The organism is Nocardioides phosphati (assembly GCF_014646375.1).
Taxonomy (GTDB): Bacteria; Actinomycetota; Actinomycetes; order Propionibacteriales; family Nocardioidaceae; genus Nocardioides; species Nocardioides phosphati.
The window spans coordinates 369,749-387,749 of sequence record NZ_BMNI01000001.1; the positions used below are offsets into that span (position 1 = coordinate 369,749).

19 protein-coding genes, 1 tRNA gene and 1 pseudogene are annotated in these 18,001 nt (G+C 68.1%); 11 read left to right on the forward strand and 10 right to left on the reverse strand.

The features are described 5' to 3' along the window. Positions 1–17: 17 nt before the first annotated feature. From IEX47_RS01775 to IEX47_RS01790, 4 genes are read left to right on the forward strand one after another with little or no spacing between them, the layout of a single operon-like run. Positions 18–254, forward strand: a complete 237-nt coding sequence (locus IEX47_RS01775; protein ID WP_229662539.1) for a hypothetical protein — start codon at positions 18–20, stop codon at positions 252–254. Next, positions 247–1,353, forward strand: a complete 1,107-nt coding sequence (locus IEX47_RS01780; RefSeq protein ID WP_188782264.1) for a YlbL family protein — start codon at positions 247–249, stop codon at positions 1,351–1,353. The genes IEX47_RS01775 and IEX47_RS01780 overlap by 8 nt, the downstream gene beginning before the upstream one ends. Continuing rightward, positions 1,337–1,891 (forward strand): PPA1309 family protein, encoded by a 555-nt coding sequence (locus IEX47_RS01785; RefSeq protein ID WP_188782265.1) that lies wholly within the window; start codon positions 1,337–1,339, stop codon positions 1,889–1,891. Before IEX47_RS01780 ends, IEX47_RS01785 begins: the two co-directional genes overlap by 17 nt. After that, complete coding sequence (locus IEX47_RS01790) at positions 1,888–4,839, forward strand: UPF0182 family membrane protein (RefSeq protein WP_188782266.1); 2,952 nt, start codon at positions 1,888–1,890, stop codon at positions 4,837–4,839. The genes IEX47_RS01785 and IEX47_RS01790 overlap by 4 nt, the downstream gene beginning before the upstream one ends. A 22-nt stretch (positions 4,840–4,861) precedes the next feature. Here IEX47_RS01790 and eda read toward each other — a convergent pair whose 3' ends face one another. Beyond that, positions 4,862–5,506: a bifunctional 4-hydroxy-2-oxoglutarate aldolase/2-dehydro-3-deoxy-phosphogluconate aldolase gene (gene eda / locus IEX47_RS01795; protein ID WP_188782267.1), complete on the reverse strand. Its 645-nt coding sequence runs from the start codon at positions 5,504–5,506 to the stop codon at positions 4,862–4,864. 127 nt (positions 5,507–5,633) lie between these two features. Between eda and IEX47_RS01800 the strand changes: the two genes are divergently transcribed. The 6 genes and pseudogenes from IEX47_RS01800 to IEX47_RS17865 all read left to right on the forward strand — a co-directional run bounded on the left by IEX47_RS01800 (position 5,634) and on the right by IEX47_RS17865 (position 8,806). Then, positions 5,634–5,707: transfer RNA gene (locus IEX47_RS01800), tRNA-Met, on the forward strand. Positions 5,708–5,910: 203 nt separating this feature from the next. Beyond that, the gene (locus IEX47_RS01805; protein ID WP_229662540.1) at positions 5,911–6,120 is read left to right on the forward strand and encodes a helix-turn-helix domain-containing protein; all 210 of its coding nucleotides are present in this window, start codon (positions 5,911–5,913) and stop codon (positions 6,118–6,120) included. Positions 6,121–6,126: 6 nt separating this feature from the next. Beyond that, a complete protein-coding gene (locus IEX47_RS01810; protein ID WP_188782269.1) occupies positions 6,127–7,320 on the forward strand; it encodes a tyrosine-type recombinase/integrase in 1,194 nt (397 codons plus the stop codon). 46 nt (positions 7,321–7,366) lie between these two features. Further along, complete coding sequence (locus IEX47_RS01815) at positions 7,367–7,939, forward strand: type IV toxin-antitoxin system AbiEi family antitoxin domain-containing protein (RefSeq protein ID WP_188782270.1); 573 nt, start codon at positions 7,367–7,369, stop codon at positions 7,937–7,939. A 131-nt stretch (positions 7,940–8,070) separates the two neighbouring features. Next, positions 8,071–8,379 (forward strand): annotated as a pseudogene (locus IEX47_RS18165) (nucleotidyl transferase AbiEii/AbiGii toxin family protein); the annotation flags it as partial. 91 nt (positions 8,380–8,470) lie between these two features. Further along, on the forward strand, positions 8,471–8,806 hold the full coding sequence (locus IEX47_RS17865) for a nucleotidyl transferase AbiEii/AbiGii toxin family protein (RefSeq protein WP_229662541.1): 336 nt from the start codon (positions 8,471–8,473) through the stop codon (positions 8,804–8,806). A 2-nt stretch (positions 8,807–8,808) separates the two neighbouring features. On the opposite strand, the gene IEX47_RS01825 is transcribed toward IEX47_RS17865, so the two are convergent. The 4 genes from IEX47_RS01825 to IEX47_RS01840 all read right to left on the reverse strand — a co-directional run bounded on the left by IEX47_RS01825 (position 8,809) and on the right by IEX47_RS01840 (position 11,560). Next, positions 8,809–10,113: a hypothetical protein gene (locus IEX47_RS01825; protein ID WP_188782271.1), complete on the reverse strand. Its 1,305-nt coding sequence runs from the start codon at positions 10,111–10,113 to the stop codon at positions 8,809–8,811. Beyond that, the gene (locus tag IEX47_RS01830) at positions 10,113–10,409 is read right to left on the reverse strand and encodes a hypothetical protein (RefSeq protein WP_188782272.1); all 297 of its coding nucleotides are present in this window, start codon (positions 10,407–10,409) and stop codon (positions 10,113–10,115) included. The genes IEX47_RS01825 and IEX47_RS01830 overlap by 1 nt, the downstream gene beginning before the upstream one ends. A 128-nt stretch (positions 10,410–10,537) precedes the next feature. Next, on the reverse strand, positions 10,538–11,119 hold the full coding sequence (locus IEX47_RS01835) for a hypothetical protein (protein ID WP_229662542.1): 582 nt from the start codon (positions 11,117–11,119) through the stop codon (positions 10,538–10,540). Positions 11,120–11,128: 9 nt separating this feature from the next. Continuing rightward, the gene (locus IEX47_RS01840) at positions 11,129–11,560 is read right to left on the reverse strand and encodes a single-stranded DNA-binding protein (protein ID WP_188782273.1); all 432 of its coding nucleotides are present in this window, start codon (positions 11,558–11,560) and stop codon (positions 11,129–11,131) included. Positions 11,561–11,810: 250 nt separating this feature from the next. Between IEX47_RS01840 and IEX47_RS01845 the strand changes: the two genes are divergently transcribed. Continuing rightward, complete coding sequence (locus tag IEX47_RS01845; RefSeq protein ID WP_188782274.1) at positions 11,811–11,957, forward strand: hypothetical protein; 147 nt, start codon at positions 11,811–11,813, stop codon at positions 11,955–11,957. A 29-nt stretch (positions 11,958–11,986) separates the two neighbouring features. On the opposite strand, the gene IEX47_RS01850 is transcribed toward IEX47_RS01845, so the two are convergent. From IEX47_RS01850 to IEX47_RS01870, 5 genes are all read right to left on the reverse strand, one after another. Beyond that, positions 11,987–12,685, reverse strand: a complete 699-nt coding sequence (locus tag IEX47_RS01850) for a hypothetical protein (RefSeq protein WP_188782275.1) — start codon at positions 12,683–12,685, stop codon at positions 11,987–11,989. 106 nt (positions 12,686–12,791) lie between these two features. Then, positions 12,792–14,741, reverse strand: coding sequence for a copper resistance CopC/CopD family protein (locus tag IEX47_RS01855; protein WP_188782276.1), 1,950 nt, complete (start codon positions 14,739–14,741; stop codon positions 12,792–12,794). Between the two features lie 69 nt (positions 14,742–14,810). Beyond that, on the reverse strand, positions 14,811–15,761 hold the full coding sequence (gene ccsB / locus IEX47_RS01860) for a c-type cytochrome biogenesis protein CcsB (protein WP_188782277.1): 951 nt from the start codon (positions 15,759–15,761) through the stop codon (positions 14,811–14,813). Further along, positions 15,758–17,347, reverse strand: coding sequence for a cytochrome c biogenesis protein ResB (gene resB, locus IEX47_RS01865; protein ID WP_188782278.1), 1,590 nt, complete (start codon positions 17,345–17,347; stop codon positions 15,758–15,760). The genes ccsB and resB overlap by 4 nt, the downstream gene beginning before the upstream one ends. After that, a complete protein-coding gene (locus tag IEX47_RS01870; protein ID WP_229662543.1) occupies positions 17,344–17,919 on the reverse strand; it encodes a prolipoprotein diacylglyceryl transferase family protein in 576 nt (191 codons plus the stop codon). Before IEX47_RS01870 ends, resB begins: the two co-directional genes overlap by 4 nt. Positions 17,920–18,001: the final 82 nt, after the last annotated feature.

Genomic DNA, 18,001 nt, shown 5'->3' on the forward strand with positions numbered 1-18,001 from the left:
CCCGTAGGCTGCCTGTCGTGGACCTGGGAATCCTGTGGTGGCTGGCTCCGCCCGTCGTCGTCACGCTCGCTGCCATCGCCTGGGTGATCTGGGCAGGGGAGGAGCGGGGCCCCGTCGACCCCGAGGTCGCCGCGGAGCGGATGGCGCGCGCCCTCCGCAAGGAGCACCCCGGCCAGAAGGTCCAGGGTCCGGCCGCCACGCGCCCGCGCGATCGCAGCACGGGCATCGCCGTGCGCCCCTCGCGCGGTGAGTGACCCGACCAGTGCGGGCGTCCACGACGCCCGCCTGAGCCGCCACACGATCGCCACGATCATCGCGGCCGTCCTGACGGTCGCGGGCATCGTCACGGTCGCCGTGCTCCCGACGTCGTACGTCCGCTTCCACCCCGGCACGACGGTCGACCTGCTGTCGGAGGACCAGGGCCGCGAGCGGATCCAGGTGCACGGCCACGCGACGTACCCCGATGACGGCGAGCTGCGGATGACGACCATCCAGCTCACGCCGCCCGGCGACGGCATCCCGCTCTCCTCCGCACTGCGCGGCTGGATGTCGGAGGACGACTCCGTCAAGCCGTACGCCGACGTCTACGGCAAGCGCGACACGGCGGGCTCGCAGGAGAAGCAGGCCGCCGTCCAGATGTCGACCTCGCAGGATGTCGCGGTGGCGGCTGCGCTGATCCACCTCGGGATCAAGGTGCCGATGGTCCCGGTGGTCGGCCCGATCGAGCGAGGGTTCCCCGCCGACGGGGCGCTGGTCGAGCGCGACCGCTACGTGAAGATCGGCGGCCAGCCGATCCGCCGCTGGAGCGACGTCGTCCGCGTCATCTCCCACGCCACCCCCGGCAAGGCGCTGGCCTTCGTCGTCGAGCGCGACGGCAAGCAGCTGACGGTGCCCGTCAAGCCGCGGCGCGTCGGCGGCCGCACCGTCATCGGCGTGCAGCGGGCCTTCGACTTCAAGATGCCGTTCGAGGTCGACATCCACCTGCCCGACGGCATCGGCGGGCCGAGCGCCGGCCTGATGTTCGCCCTCTCCGTCGCCGACACGCTCACCCCGGGGTCGCTCACGCACGGCAGCCGCGTCGCGGGCACGGGCGAGATGCTCGACCCGGAGGGCCACGTCGGTCCGATCGGCGGCATCCAGCAGAAGATCGCCGGCGCCCGCGAGGCCGGCGCCGAGCTCTTCCTCGTGCCCGCCACCAACTGCGACGAGGCCGTCCTGGCCCACCCGGGGGCGATGCGGCTCGCCGCCGTCAGCACCCTCGACGACGCCGAGAAGGTCGTCTCCACGTACGCCGCCGACCACCGCGCCAAGCTCCCGACCTGCGAAGAGGTGCTCCATGACGCAGCCCACTGATCAGCCGACGCCCCCCGTCCCCTTCGACCGGGCGCTCGCCGAGGCGGTCGTCGAGATCGAGGACCATGCCGCCGAGTCCGGCTGGGACGGCCAGGCGCGGCTCTTCGCACTGGTCGACACTGCCGAGCTCGCCGCCCGCGAGCCGGGCCTCGCCGCGGCCCTCGGCCTCGAAGGTGGTGCCGTCGGCCTGACGCCGGTCGAGCAGGACCTCGAGCCCGGCCAGCAGCTCGAGCAGGTGCTGGAGCAGATCGGCTGGCCCGAGGAGGTCGCCGGCTGTGCCGTGGTCGTGGAGCGGCTCGTGCTCCCGCCGGCCGTCGAGGGCGAGGTGCCCGAGGGGCTGGAGGAAGCCCGGGCGTTCGCCGCCGAGCACCCGGACCGGCAGGAGGTGCGCATCGTCGCCGGCGTGATCCGCGGGGGAGCGAGCTGGTGCACCCTCCGGCTCCGCGAGCACGACCGCACCGAGGACGTCATCGGTGGCGCCGACCTCGTCCCCGCGCTGCTGGCGCTGCTCCACGCCACGCTGGAGGATGAGGCATGAGCTCGATCTTCGACGACGGCCTGGGCGGCGCGACAGAGCCGGTCCGCCGGCCCGGCTGGGCTCGCGGCGTCCTGGTCACGGCCGTCGTGATGCTGGTGCTCTTCTTCGCGATGAGCGGGTTCACGGGCTTCTGGACCGAGCGCCTCTGGTTCTCCTCCACCGGCTACCGCTCCGTCTTCAGCCACCTCGTGGTCACCAAGATCGGGCTCTTCCTGGTCTTCGGCGGGATCATGGCAGCCACCGTCACGGCCAACGCCGTGGTGGCCTACCGCCTCCGCCCGCTCTTCCGTCCGGCGAGCCCCGAGCAGGTCGGCCTCGACCGCTACCGCCAGGCGATCGGCCCGGTGCGCCTGTGGGTGCTGCTCGGCCTGGCCGCCGTCACGGGTGCCTTCGCCGGTGGCGCCGGCGCCGACTCCTGGCGCGCGTACCTGCAGTGGCGCAACCAGGTGCCCTTCGGCAGCACCGACCCCTACTTCCACAAGGACAAGGGGTTCTACGTCTTCGAGCTGCCGTGGCTCCACCACGTCGTCGACTTCGCGATGGCGGTCTTCGTCGTGTCGCTGCTGGTCGCGATCGTCGTCCACTACCTCTACGGCGGCATTCGGCTGCAGGCGTCGCGCGACCGCCTCTCGGGCCCGGCGGCAGCCCAGATCTCCGTGCTGCTCGGCCTCTTCGTCCTCGGCAAGGCAGCGGACTACTGGCTCGACCGCTACGACCTGCTCAGCGGCAGTGGCGGCGTCGTCGACGGCATCACCTACACCGACGACCACGCGGTGATGCCGGCCAAGACGATCCTGATGTCGATCGCGATCATCTGCGCGCTGCTCTTCTTCGCCAACGTCATCCAGCGCACCTGGCTGCTGCCGTCGGTCGGGCTGGTGCTGCTGGTCCTCTCCGCGATCCTGCTCGGACTGATCTGGCCCGGTGCGGTCCAGCAGTTCCAGGTCGGCCCGTCCGAGGGTGACAAGGAGCCTCGGTACATCGCCAACAACATCAAGGCGACCCGAGAGGCCTACGGCATCGCCGGCGTCAAGGTCACGCCGTACACCGGGCAGAGCACGCTCACGCCGAAGGACCAGCGGGCCGAGCTCGACAACGTGCCCGGCATCCGGCTGGTCGACCCGCAGCTGATCCGCGCGGCCTTCGAGAACCAGCAGCAGCTGCGCAAGTACTTCTCGGTCGCGAAGGTGCTCGACGTCGACCACTACCCGGTCAACGGCCACGATCGTGACGTCGTGCTCGGCGTCCGTGAGGTCAACCAGTCCGGCATCCCCGACGACGCCAAGAACTGGTCGAACCTCCACACCGTCTACACCCACGGCTACGGAGTGATCGCGGCCTACGGCAACCAGCGCGACGCGGAGGGTCGCGAGAGTCCGCTGCCCGCCAACCCCCGCTACGCCGGCAAGGGTGGCTCCGACGCCGCGAGCGACCTCGCGCCGGAGGGCTACCGGCCGCAGATCTACTTCGGTGAGAAGTCGCCGGACTACTCCATCGTCGGCAAGGCGTCGGAGAAGAGCCGCGACGTCGAGCTCGACCAGCCGTCGCCGGGCGACGAGGACACCACCACGACGTACGACGGCAAGGCCGGCGTCGACGTCGGCAGCCTGTTCCGCAAGGTTCTGTACGCGTGGAAGTTCGGCGACCCGAAGATCGCGCTCTCCGAGCGTGTCGGCTCGCACTCGAAGGTCCTCTACGACCGCAAGCCCAGCGAGATGGTCGAGAAGGTGGCGCCCTGGCTGACCGTCGACCGTGACCCGTTCCCGGCGATCGTCAACGGCCGGGTGGTGTGGCTCCTCGACGGCTACACGACGACGGACCACTACCCCCTGGCGCAGCACGGCTCCTACAAGGAGATGACGTCGGACTCGCAGGCGAGCCCGACCGAGTTCCGCACGCTGCCGACCGACGAGATCAACTACATGCGCAACGCGGTCAAGGCCGTGGTCGACGCCTACGACGGCACCGTCACGCTCTATGCGTGGGACGAGTCCGACCCGATCCTGAAGACGTGGCGCAAGGTCTTCCCTGGCACGGTCAAGAGCAAGAAGGAGATCCCGGCGGAGCTCCTCGAGCACATGCGCTACCCGGAGGACCTCTTCAAGGTGCAGCGCTACCAGCTGCAGCGCTACCACGTGACCGACGCCGACACGTTCTACGTCGGCAAGGACCGGTGGGAGGTGCCGGGCGACCCGACGGTCGATCAGCGGCCCGGGGTGGCGAAGAAGCTGCAGCCGCCCTATCGGCTGTCGGTCCGCACCAGCGACGAGGGAACGCCTGTCTTCTCGCTCACCTCGACGTTCGTGCCAAAGGACAAGGCCAACCTCGCGGCGTTCGTCAGCGTGGACGGTGACGCCTCGCGCGATGGCTACGGGACGATCCGGATCCTGCAGCTTCCGTCGACGGGGCCCGTGCGCGGTCCGTCGCAGATCGCCAACGACTTCGCCACCGACTCGGCGATCCAGCAGAAGCTGACGCAGTTCAACGTGAGCCGCAACATCAGCAAGGTCTACGGCAACCTGTTGACGATCCCGGTCGGCGACAGCCTGCTCTACGTGCAGCCGCTCTACACCAAGAAGGCGGGAGCAGCGACGTCCGGAAACTTCCCGGTGCTCAACTTCGTGCTCGTCTCGTTCGGCGACCGGCTCGCGATCGCGACGACCATGACGGAGGCGATCGCGGATGCGCTACGCGTTCGCGGTGACACCGGGACGTCCCAGGGCGGCAACGGGTCCGGCAAGGGCTCGGGGCCGGTGCTCGACGACCACGTGGTCTCGCTGCTCGAGCGTGCCGACAACGCGTTCGCGCAGGCGAAGCAGGCGCTCTCCGACGGTGACCTCGCGGCGTACCAGGAGCACACCGACGAGGCCCAGCGCCTGGTCGCGCGGGCCCTCCAGGTGGCGCAGGCGACCCCGTCGCCCACGCCGTCCCCGAAGGCGAAGCCCTGATCAGGCCCTGATCAGGCCCTGATCAGGCGCTGAGCGTGTGCGGCAGGGCCGCGCGGTGGCTGAGCTGCTGCACGGCGCGACGCGCGTTGTCCGTGATCGTCGCCCAGTCGTGGGCCTTGATCAGGTCCGCGGGCGCGATCCAGGTGCCGCCGACGGCGTCGACGTTGGGCAGCGCGAGGTAGCGCGCGGCGTTCTCGAGGGTGATGCCGCCGGTCGCGCAGAAGCGCAGGCGGGGAAGCGGGCCCTCGAGGGCGCCGAGGTACGCCGGACCACCGGCCGCCTCGGCCGGGAAGAACCGGACCTCGGTGAGGCCGCGCTCCTGCAGCTCCATCGCCTCGCCGGCGGTGGAGCAGCCCGGGAGGTAGGGGATGCCGGTGGCGAGGATGCCGTCGAGCAGGGCCGGGGTGGGGCCCGCGGAGGCGACGAACGCAGCGCCGACGCTCGCGGCCAGCACGGCCTGCGCGGTGCGCGTGATGGTGCCGGCGCCGACGACGATGTCGGGGACCTCGGTGGCGATCCGCTCGATGCTGACGAGGGAGGCGCTGGTGCGCGCCGCGACCTCGACGACACCGATGCCTCCGTCGAGGAGGGCACGCGCGACGTCCACCGCGCGGCTCGGGTCTTCGAGAACGACTGCGGGGATGACAGGGCTGGTGAGGATGGTCATGTGACTACGGTCGCCTACTTTTGCGCGCGAAGCAAGCATAAGTAGGGATGAATCTGGCGTAATGCCGCGGAGGCGCGAGGCCCGATTTGGAGTCGCGGAGTCGATGCCCTAAGGTTGTGTTCACCGACGCGGGGTGGAGCAGCTCGGTAGCTCGCTGGGCTCATAACCCAGAGGTCGTTGGTTCAAATCCAGCCCCCGCTACGAAATTCAGGCCTGGAAACGCTCAGTTTCCGGGCCTGAAAGCGTTAGAGACTTGAACCTCCCTCCAAAAACCCTCCAAAAACTATGCGGTGGAGGCGCCTTCTCGGTCTCTGCTTCTGAGGTGTGCCGACTGGTTCCGGTTGACACCGGACGGTGCGGTTCCACGAGCACACCTGAGCAGCATGGAGACCACCACGCCAACGATGAGCGGCCTGGAGCCGCTCCTCAGCGTCGAGGAACTCTCGGAGTATCTCGGCGTCCCGATCAAGACGATCTACGACTGGCGACGCACCGGCCACGGCCCCTGCGCCATCAGGATGGGTCGCCATCTGAAGTACGCCAGCTCCGACGTCCGCGACTGGATCGCGCAGCAGCGCGAGCGACGGCCGGGCACTCCCGCCGACAGGCGGTGAGGTGAGATGGCACGCCCCCGCACGCCGATCGGCACGTTCGGCAACATCGAGTTCACCACGCTGCCCAATGGCGTCGTTCGTGCCCGGACTCGGGTGCGCGACTACGACGGCCGTGTCCGTCGTATCGAAGCCAGCGGCCCGACCAGGACGCTGGCGGAGCATCGTCTCAAGGAGCGCGTTCTCGATCGCACCAAGAGCGGACCCGGAAGCGATGAGCTGAGTGCCGATAGTTCCTTCCCGCATCTGGTGGCGGTCTGGCTGGAGGACCTCGACCTCGAAGGCCGGGTCGCGCAGACGACTCGCGACCTGTACGAACGCAACATGCGCCAGCTCGTGATGCCGGAGTTCACGAGCTACTCGCTGCGCGAGATCACGGTCGGCCGGGTCGACCGATTCCTCAAGCGACTCGCTACGGAGAAGAGCTACAGCACCTCCAAACAGGCCAAGACGGTGCTGAGTCTCGCGTTCGGCCTGGCCGTCCGGTACGAAGCGGTCCAGCGCAACCCTGTCCGCGAGACCTCCAAGCTCCGTAAGCCGGCTTCGACCACGAAGGCACTCACCTTGGCGGAGATCGACACGATCCGTAAGGCCGTCAAGACGTGGAGGCGCGGGACCGGATTGTCGGGGCCGAAGCCGGATGGGCAGTTGGAGGCGATCATTGAGGTCATGCTCGGCACGTCCGCACGTATCGGCGAGGTGCTGGCGATCCGCAAGTGCGACGTCGACGTGACCGCTTCGCCAGCGACGGTGCGCCTGTGCGGCACGATCATCACCCGTCGTGGCGTGCCGACCTATCGTCAGGACCACGGCAAGTCCTCGAAGTCCACGCGCACGGTCGCTGTCCCGGCATTCACGGCCGACGTGCTGCGACAGCGCTTCGTAAGCGTCGCCAAGGAGGATCCCGAGCACCTGCTGTTCTGCAGCCGCAATCACACGCCGCTGCTGACCAACAACGTCCGCCGCCGTCTGCGCTCGGCACTCTCCCAGGTCGAGGTCAAGGGAGTCACGCCGCATTCGTTCCGGCGCACGGTGGCCACGGTGCTCGACCGAGCCGGGGGCGCGGAACTCGCCGCCGAGATGTTGGGGCACACCTCGTCGGACATCACCAAGGAGCACTACATCGAGCACGACGACAAGGTGAACCCGGTGACCGCCGAGATTCTGGAGTCGCTCGCTCCGAAGGGAGAAGGCAGTGACTGATCCCCTATCGTGTGCGATTCCGTATCTGTTTGATACGCTAGAGCACATGAATGTCAGGGATCGAGTGTTGGAGCGGGCTGCCGAGCAGCACGGGTACATCACCACGCGGGATGCTCGCGACCTTGACATCGACCCTACTCAATTGCGCCTGATGGCTGCCCGCGGACGGCTGGAGCGTGTCGGGCGAGGCGTCTACCGCGTCCCGATGCTGCCTCGCACCGAGCATGACGAACTCGCCGAGGCCGTCGCTTGGACGCTGGGGCGCGGGGTGATCTCGCACGAGTCGGCGCTTGTCTTGTACGGGTTGTCGGACGTGAGCCCGTCGCGCGTCCACCTCACGGTGCCCCGCGACAACCACCCTCGCACTGCGGGCGGCGAACTGTATCGGCTGCACCGCCGCGACCTCGACCCAACTGAGATCACCGAGCGTGATGACATCGCGGTCACAACGGTAGCCCGCACCATTCGTGACTGCCTGGCCAACGGCACCGACCCCTACCAGTTGCGTCTCGCCGTCGACGAGGCGGAAACGCAGGGCCTCCTACGGCGCACCGAGGCCGACGACCTACGCACCCAGATCGACGCGCGTGGTCTCGCCAGGAGCAAGCGGCGAGCATGAGCGGCCGCTACGAGTCATCACCGGTGAACCTTCGGGCGCTCCGCGACCGGCTGACGGCCGCTGCGAAGCGGGAAGGTGTCGTCTTCGGCCGGCTTCAACAGCACGTCGGTGTCCTGGTCGTCACCCAGTTCATGGAGTCGCTGACCGACGAGCAGGGCGGCCCACTCCTGTTGGTCAAGGGCGGCGCCTCGCTGGAGTTGCGGCGCGGAATCCCCGGCTCACGTACCTCCAAAGATCTCGACACGGTCATCCGTGGTGACATGCTCGCGGTCCATGATCGTCTCGCTGACGCGGGTGCCGATGGGTGGGAAGGTTTCACGGCGGTGTTCACGCCGGCGGCGCCGTTCGAGGTGCCTGGATTGGTCTCCAACCCGCACCGGTTCACCGCCAAGCTCAGCTATCAGGGCAAGCCGTTCGTCTCGGTGCCGATCGAGGTCTCTCCCATCGAGGCAGGCAACGCCGACGGCTACGACAAGATCGCCTCGGAGGCACTGGCGCTCGTGGGGCTGCCGATCAGTGCGGCTGTGCCGCATGACCTTGCCGTGGCAGATCGCGCAGAAGATCCACGCCTGCACAGCAGCGTTGGAGCCGCCACGTACCAACGACCGGGCCCACGACCTCGTGGATCTCCAACTGCTGGAAGCGCTGGTGGTCGACGAACCGCTCGGCCAGGCGAGGCAAGCGTGCATCGCCGTGTTCGAAGCTCGTGCACAGCACGACTGGCCGCCCATGATCGAAGCGCAGCCGCACTGGGGACCGATCTACACCCGCGCCCTCGAAGGGTTGGACGAACTCGAACTGGCGCTTACCTTGGAGGAGGCCGTGGAGCGAGTTCAGGCATTCATCGACCAGATCGACGGCGCGTAGGTCTAGATCCCGATGTCGGGGCCGCCAGGGCGGTGGTCGATCGCGGCCTCGAAGTCGAGGCGGTTCTGCGCTGGACCCTTGGGTGGGTTGTGGTCCGCGGGCACCGGGCGCAGATCGGCGCGAACGAGGCGCAGCAATTCGGTCTGAACGGGGCCGGTGACGGGCTGCCACTCGCGCAGTGGCCCTTTGACCAGTTCGCCGTCGTCGTTCTCAACGGCGGGTATCAGGACGCGCTGGAAGTAGAGGCGTTCCATGATGCCGTATTCGACGGCGGTGCAGACCCGCTCGTCGATGCCGGCGCTGATGCGCATCAGCCGCCGCACCTGGGGAAAGTCGGCCAGGCCGTCGGCGGGGAGCTTCTGCATCCGCGCGGCTGCGACCGAGCCTTGGCCGGCGGCTGGTCCGCCTTTGCCGTAGAACCCGCCTACGTCGCGGGCCTGGTGAACGAGGCGTCCGTAGGTCTCGGCACGCCGTTGCCAGCGGGCCGCAAGGTCGGGGTCGCCGGCGTCGAGACGGCGCTTGGCTTCGAGTGAGACGATGCGTTGGGAGTCCATGATCACGCGCAGGCTCTGGGCGTCGGGGAACTTGATCAGGTGGAGTAGCAGGTTGTGTTGGGCTTGCAGGACGCCGCTGGCCCCGGGCAGGGCGGGGCCTTCGACAAGTCGTGAGGGTGATTTCCAGCCGCGTCCGTCGATGGAGTAGTCGGGGTCGCCGTAGCCGGAGTAAGCCGCGCAGACCTCCGCGGCGCGGCCGAGACGGCCTGGGTCCTTCAACTGCCGCCAGCCGGGAATCCTGGCGTAGCGCCGGTCGAGGCCGACCAACGCGCGGGTGACTTCGGCGGCATCGTGGATCACGGTCATGCACTGGGCCTCGGAGAGTCGTCCGTAGCCGACGCCTGCGTCGAAGTCGTGCTCGCCGAGTGCGCACGCGCGGGCGGCTTGACGCCACAGGTCGACCATCTCGAAGCGCTGCTCGGTGACCAGTTCTTCCGTCGTCGGCAACGCGGCGGGGTCAGCCTTGAGGGAGGCTTCGAGGCGATAGCGCAGTTCCTCGGCAGGGCCGCGGGTTCGGCCGGTGGTCCCGTCGAGGTTAATACGCGGGTTCGCGGCGCGCATGGCCTGGTGACACCACACCAGCACCGCGTGGCGGTAGCGGGCGATCTGCTCGCCGATCTCCTGGCGTTCGGCGACTGTGGTGGTTTCGGGCACGGTGTGGAGGCCAGCGCCGCCGATGCGTTGCTGGATGCGGTGCTGGGTCAGCAGCTCGCGCATCGAGTCGCGCAAGAGTCCGGAGTTCTCGCCATACATCAGGGCGCGTCCAGTTCGCGCGCGGCGTAGAGCATGTCAAGGACGAGCTCGACGGTCAGGCCGTCGATGCCGTGGTCGACGAAGTGCTCGATCGCCGACTCCGCAACGCCGAACAACACGTCGCCGTCGGTGACAAGGACCGGACTGATCGCAGGGATGAGGTCGGCGTAGATGAAGTCGATCTGGAGCAGGACGCGGTCGTACTCGATCGAGGCGTCGATGGAGACGGCGTTGTCGGCCAGGGCTGCGACGTACGAGCGCGCCTCGGCGAGGGTGATGGCGTGGGCGAGCAGCATGATGGGGTCCTATCGATAGGGGTGGCTGACCATCCACCGTGGCGCCGGAGCCGAGTGACCTCGGCGGCAACTTGTGCTGGGTGTGGAAAACCCGGTGGATAGGACGGCCGTGTGCGGCGGCGTTGGTCTCACGCGGCAGCGCGGACCTGTTCCTCGATGGCGCGTCGGGCTGCGACGTCGTCGCGGACGAAGAGGTAGAAGTCGGCTTTGCGGTCGACGACTTCGACCTCGGCGGCCGGTTCGATCGGGTCCTCGCCTGGCCAGACGGTCTGGCGGGTGCGCCGGTCGTGGTCCAGGCGCGTCCCGCACAGGGATACCCATTCGCGGAGTCGGTTCTTGGCCTCGTGGAAGTCGCGCAGCCACCCGATTGGTCCCGAGGGTGTGCCCTCGGAGTCGTAGGCGTTGAGCCAGTGGGTGTGCAGCGCGGACAGTTCCCACACCAGCTCGTCGTGGCGATGCCACAGCGGCGGTACGACGGTGGGCGGAAGGCCAAACGACTTGCGCAGCCAGTCGACCCACTCGTCGAGGTCCAACCACTCGACCAGCGCCTCGTCTGCCGTGAGCAGGTTCCAGTTGATCGGGCGTAGCGGCCGGTCGTCGTCGAAGTCGGCGGTCCCGAACACCTGGTCGGGACAGCCGTACTCCTCATCATCGACCGAGTCGCCGGCCTCGATGTCCAGCAGCGCGGGCTGGTCAATGTCGGTCCTCATGGCTCGGCCTCAGAGGCTGACGGCCTGGGGCGGCTCGTTGACCACCGTCATCTCGCCTGCCGGTGGGTCGGGCTGGGTCGCCGGAGTGCGGTCCACGACGTAGCGGGTGCGGGCGCAGTCGTGCCCAATACGCCGGGCGACGAACTGCTCACGGATCTGGCTCGGTACGCTGGGCCGCTCCTGCTCGTATTCGTGGATGTAGCCCGAGGCGACGATCTGGTCGCCGGGCTTGAACCGCGAGTACGCCCGCTCGGCCGTACGGTCGAAGAGGACCAGGTCGCAGAACACCGGGTCCAGCTTGGTGAACGACCCGTCGACCTCCTTGCGGTGCTGCTCGATGCCGACCCGGCAGTAGAACCGCGCGTGCCCCTTGTTGCCGAAGGTCAGCTCCGGCGCGGTGGCGACGAAGCCTTGGAGGCTCATCTGGGTGGGAATCGTCATCACTGACTCCTGACGTCGGGCGGTGCCCGGATGGCAGCCGCTCTCAGGAGTCAGGTGTGCGCGCTACTCCACAGAAGTAGGAACTCCCGGTGACGTGTCATCGCCGAACGCGCTCCGCATGCGCAGATCCTTGGCGGGATCGGCAGGGGCGCAGCAGCCGGAGCCAGAGGAGAACTTGATCCGACCTGTCAGCCCGCCATACGCAAGCAGAGCCAGGAACAACAGGACGGGAACCCCGACGACGACGGCCATGGAATCCACCCTAGGCGAGCGCGTAGCCGGCTTCTTCGACGGCGCCGCGGACAGCAGGGTCGAGGGGAACGTTGCTCGTCACCTCGACACAGCCGCTACCGGGGTCGACGACGACGCGCACCGCGACCGCGGCACCGCGCCGTAGGCTCGTGAGCTCGACTAGTTGACATTCGGCTACTCGCCGCTGGGGAAGTCATAGCTGTCCGGGACGCCCACGCGCTGGGTAGAGGGCCCGTACACGAGGGCGATTTCGTCGTGGGCGTGGAGAATGATGGCTGCCGGGTCTCCGGAGACCTCCTTGCCGTTCACGTACACGGTCAGGGTGTTCCCCTTGTTGGCGTCGAGACCCCCGAGGTGTGTCTGGGACACCGAGACCTGCCACTCAGTCAGGAACTGCCCCAGGCTGAAGTCCGCCTTCTTCGGCGACTCGATGTGGATGACCCCGCTGGTGTCGTGGGTGTGCAGCGGACTGATCTGATGTGCGCTCTCGTCGATGCCGATGAGCGCTGGCACGCTCACGGGCTGACCATCGACGAGCACGTCGAGGTGCGCGTGGATGTGCTCCTCCGCGCCCTCACCTCCCAGCATCGGAAGCCCTGCGGCCTTCACAGCGGCGGCGGCATCAGCGGGCGCTGGCCACGGCGGCGGCGTGGTGCGACCAGCCGCGGTCGTCAGTGGATGGGCGGGGATGGACACGTCCGAGTTGGAGCGCCCCAGCCAGCTTGAGATGCCGATCGCGATCACGGCGGCGACGGTGAGTGTGATCAGCACGATGCGTAGCAGCCTGTTGCGCTGCTCGCGCCGCTGCTGCACGGCGCGCATCTGCTCCACGACCTGTCTGCGCTGAGACTGGGACGCGCGCTGCTTGGCCAAGGGGTCTCCTCCTGTTTCCATCTACTAGTCAACATAGGACTTTAGTGGCAGGGCGGTCAGTGGACATGGGACTGGCCGAAGTTGAGCGCCGAGCCCCAGATCCCGATCAATCTGCGCCGGCCTCCGGGTAGACGAAGGTCCGTTCGACGAGGTGGTTGGGGCCGGTCAGGATCTCGTGGACGAGGCGCCCGGCGGCGTCGGCTGTGAGCAGCACGTAGGTCTGGTCTCCGGAGTAGCCGAGGGAAATCGTGGTCTGGTCGCCGCTCTGGTTGACCAGGCTCGTGGTGGTTGCTCGTCCGGAGCTGTAGGGGTCGGAGTTGATGAACTCCCGGCCGCTCAGGTGCAGCAGGGTCGGGGCGACGGGCTGGTTGTTGGCGTCGCTGGTGACTCGTTCGTGCACCTCGAGCTGCGAAACGTCGCGCATGGCGGCGACGATCTTCTGCAGGACAGCAGTGGCTGGACGGGGTGGCCACGCGATCGCGACGGCGGCGGTCCCGCCTGCAAGGTCGCCGGAGTGATCGGCGTGCAAGGTCACGGTGTCCATACCTCGTGCCCAGGTCGCGGGGGCGACGAAGCATCCGGTGCCGCAGCCACGGAATGTCACCTTGCGCGATTCGCCCGCTGTGGTGAGATTGCCGTTAAGACCGTAGTCGCTTGACGTATCGCCGTCACCCGCGAGCTCGGGCGCAGTAAGTCGCACGAGGAGTTGACCCTCGCTCGCCGACACGCCGATCCCCACCCAGCCGGCACGGGTGCCGGCGGAGAAGACCGGGCCGTTCGCCGGCGGGGCGAACGGCAACGGCGCATTTGGATCCGCGGGCGGCGCGCTCACAGTGAGAGCAGCCGAGACACCGAGCACTGCGACCAATGCCATGGCTTCAACTCGCGCCGCTTGGCTGGGCTGCCTCCCCGTCGGTCGCGCAAGCAGCCGCCATCGGGCGACAGCAGCGCAGCTGACTGCGGCCAGCACGAGTCCGAGCTTGACGTCGAGCCAATGGCCGTACGAGGTGTGGGTCAGCGTGTCGGCCAGCAACCGCAACGGCGCGACCGCGAGTCCGTTGAGGATGCCGGTGGCGACGACCGCGGCGAGCAGCCAAGCAGCCATCCGGGCATAGCGCCGAACGAGCCCGGCGGTTCCAACACCTTGGCGGTGGCGCGAGCGCGCCACACGAAGCACATGGACCAGCGCCCCGATCCACACCGCTGCGACGAGCAGGTGGATCGTCACCAAGGCCGCGCCCCAGAACGGCCACTCAGTGTGGGGATGCGCGCGCAAACCTTCCGCGATCGTGACGGCCACCAGGCCCGTGGCGCCGGCCAGCCGAAGGCGAAGCCGGAAGCAGATCAGGCTGAGCACGCCGGCCACCAGCTCCGCGACGGCGAGCAGCCCCGGACCGGTCGACATCGACGGAGACAAGTTGTCGAGGCCGCCCGTCAACGAACCGTTGCCGACGACGGCGAGGAGGATCCCCAGGGCGGCGATGCTTGACAGAGCGGCGCCCGCGGTCAATGCCGGCTCGGGGTCGCCGGCCGCGGCGGCACCGGTGTTGGGTCGCGTCTGCCGGGCCAGCCGTGCACCAACGAGCCCACCGAGGCTGAGTGCCAGGCCGGCGAAGAGGAGCCAGCGCAATAGACCGGTCGGAGCGGCACCGGCGGTCGCCTGAACGGAGGGTGCGCCCAGCCCCGCAGTTGTGCCGATGGCGAAGTGGTACTGGCCCTGCATGGTGTCGCCGTCTCCGGCGGTGACCACCCAGTCAACCGTGTACGCGCCGGGCCGCAGGTGCGAGGTGGTGGCGGCTCGAAGCGTGGTGGAACGCGATTCAAGCTGCGGGACTCCCAGCCGGATCTCTGCTCCGTTCGCGTCGACGAGGGTGATCGCGGAGTTTCCGGCAGTCACCGGGTTGTCGAACACCAGCAGGATCGCTGCGGGTGCGGTCGGAACTGCGCTGTCGATCCCGGGTGAGGCGAACAGCAGCGTTGCGTGCGCCGAGGCGGGTGACGCGGCTGCCAGCAGGGCCGCGATCGCAAGCACGGCGGCAGCGATCAAGGAGCGCATGCGCGCACGCCAGCGGACGGGCACGATTGATGTCACAGGTCAACTCCTACCGCGCGCTTGCCGCCTCGCTCATTTGCCTGCGTAGGAATGGAGGCCTCCGCCCCACAGGTTGATGCCGACGAAGTTGTAGAGCAGAGCGGCGAATCCGACGAGCGCCAGGATGGCTGCGCCCTTGCCACGCCAGCCCGCCGTAGCACGCGCGTGCAGATAGGCGGCGTAGGCAACCCAGGTGACGAAGGCCCACACCTCCTTCGGATCCCACCCCCAGTACCGGCCCCACGCGTAACGCGCCCAGATCGGGCCGGCGATGAGCGCGGCGAACGTCCAGACCGGGAACCCGAAGGCGTGGACGCGGTAGGCGAAGGTGTCGATCACATCCGCTTCTGGGAGGCGGGCGCTGATCCCAGTGCCCGCCGTACCGCGACGCTCGGCCCGGTTGCGCACCAGGAAGAGGACTGAAGCGAGGGCGCCGACCGTGAAGGAGCCGGTGGCGAGCATGGCGGCGGTGACGTGGATGTAGAGCCAGTAGGAGTGAAGTGCGGGCACCAGGGGCGCGGCCGGCACGTCCAGCAGCAGGACCGCGAGCATCAGCAGCACGACAACGAGAGCGGTGACGGGCAGCCCCAGCCATCGAATCGGCTGGAACCGGAGCATGATCAGGTAGGTGAGCACCGTGGCAACACAGCCCGTGATCGTGAACTCGTACATGTTGCCCCATGGCACCCGGTCCGCGGCCAAGCCCCGGGCGAGGACGCCGGCCGCGTTGAGCAGAAGCCCGACCATGGTGAGCGCGATGCCATAGCGACCCCACAGGTCGACCCGGTATGGGCGCTCGGCACCGCCAAGATCGCTGCCTGCTGACGGCAGCTCGGCACCGTCTGGTCCGACGAGGATTCGGCCGGGTGCGGTGGAGCGGGTTGCCGCCCACTCGACGATGTGGGCGAGCATCGCCAACGCATAGACAATCGCTGCGAACATGATCGCCTGGTTGCTGAACTGCGCGAGTTGGAGACGAGTCATCGGGTGGCCTTTGTCAGGGTGTCCAGGAACTTGGTGAGGTCGTGGTTGAGGTCGCGGCCCTCGCGACGATCCAGGCCCGCAAGCTCGACTTGGCTGCCGGTGCTGGTCCTGCGGATCCGCAGCCAGATGCGCCGGGGCCGGATGTAGAGGGAGCCGACGAGCCCGAGGAGGCCGAGGATCACGCTACCCAGGGCGAGCGGTTCGCCGGGCGTGGAGGAGATCTGGAGCCTCGCGTAGCGCTTGACGCTGTCGAAGGTGATCGACCCGGCACCGTTGGGGAGCTTCTTGGTCTGGCCGAGGCCGATGGTCAGGGTCACCGGCTTGCCCGATGCGTCGGTGAATGGGGTGAGCTTGGACTTGTTCAGGGAGTAGACCGACTGCGGGACGCCGGATCCGAGGCCGAGGTCTCCCGAGTATGCCGTCAGCGAAAGAGCGGGCGCGGCCAAGTCGGGGAACGCGGAGACCGGTTGGCCGTCCTGGCCTGTCGCGTATGTCGGCAGGAACTCGCCTTCGAAGCCGAGCTGGGTCGGCTTCGCGTCGGGGGCCTTGATGACCCCGACCGAGGCGTAACTGGCGTTCTCAGGCAGGAAGACAGTCGGTCCGGAGTAGACGACTTCGCCGTCCCCGCCACGGACCGTCACCACCGGCGCGTAGCCATTGCCGATCAGGAACACGTTGGTGTTGCCGATGGCGAGCGGATGGTTGACCTGAATCGTCGCGTCCCGCTCGGACGCCTTGGGGTCGGCCTTGTAGGCCAGGTTGCCTGTGAAGGAGCTGGCTTGGCCCATCGCCGGTCCTGACGTCAGGAACTTCACCGAGAAGTCCTTGAGAGTGAAGCTGAAGGGCTCGAGCTGGCTGTCGCGGAACAGCGTGCCGGGCGCGAAGTCGTCGTAGGACTGGACATCGTTCGTGAAGGTCTGCCCATCGACGACGATCGCTCCACCACGGAATCCGAACAGGTTGCCCACGGCGAATGCCACGAGTACGAGAGCGACGCTGATGTGGAAGATCAGGTTCCCGGCTTCGCGCAGGTATCCGCGCTGCGCTGAGACCACGATCGTGCCGTCCGAATCCTCCTCCACGCGGGTGCGGAACCGCTGCCGGATCAGCTGCGCACGGGCCCGCGAGGCCAGGTCCGCCGCCTCGACGTCCAACGTCGAAGTCAGGCTCGCGGGTAGCCGGGCGAGGTTCTTGGGGGCCTTGGGCGGCGCGGCCAGTGCCGCGCGCCAGTAGACCCGGGTGCGGGGCAGGATGCAGCCGATGAGCGAGACCATCAAGAGGATGTAGACCGCGCTGAACCACGGTGTCCCGTAGACCTGGAACAGGCCGATCCTCTTGAACAGCGGCGTGAGGTCCGGATGCAGTAGCTGCCAGTTGGCCACCGCGTTGGGATCAACGCGGGTCTGCGGCACCATCGACCCCGGGATGACCGCAAGGCCGAGCAGCATCAACAACATCAAGGCGGTCCGCATCGACGTCAGCTGGCGCCACGCCCAGCGGGCGAGCTCGACGGGTGACAACGCTCGCGGAGTCTGCTCCGGTTCCGGGGGACGCGAGTCCAGCGGGGCTTCGGCCAGATCGGTCATGCGGGGGTTCCTGCCGCGTCGGTTGGCGCTGGCTCCACGACACGCTCCTTCGCCCGCGTCGCTCCGAAGTAGGCAGCAGCGCCAGCGAACACGATCAAGCTCGTCCAATCGTTGAGGCGTAGCCCGAAGAAGTGGTTCACCGAGTCGATGCGCAGATACTCGATCCAGCCCCGACCCGCGGTGTAGGCCATCACGTAGACGGCGAAGAGACGGAATCCGGCGACCCGGTAGCGGGACCCCACCCAGAGCACCAAACCGGCCACGCCCAGGTCCCACAGGCTCTCGTAGAGAAACGTCGGGTGAAACGTCAGCTGGATCGTCTCCGCTGACGTCGGGTCGAGGGCGATGCCGCCGATGACCGCCAAGACGATGGCGGTGGGATACCCGATCAGGATGTCTTGCCAACCCATCGAGATCGGGATCGGACGCCACCCGGCATGCGCGAGGAGGTGCTGCACTGCCACCAGCCCAGCGAGACCGAACAGCGACCAAGAGAACACCCGGCGCTTGGTCCAGTTCGACAGCTGCCTGTCGATTTCGCTTCTCTTCGCGCGGCGACGAACGCTGGCCATCTGGCTCTCTCCTTGCCCGACTCGGATGTACTAGGTCGAATAGTAGCGACGCTCCGTCGTATGTACTATTCCGGTTAGTACG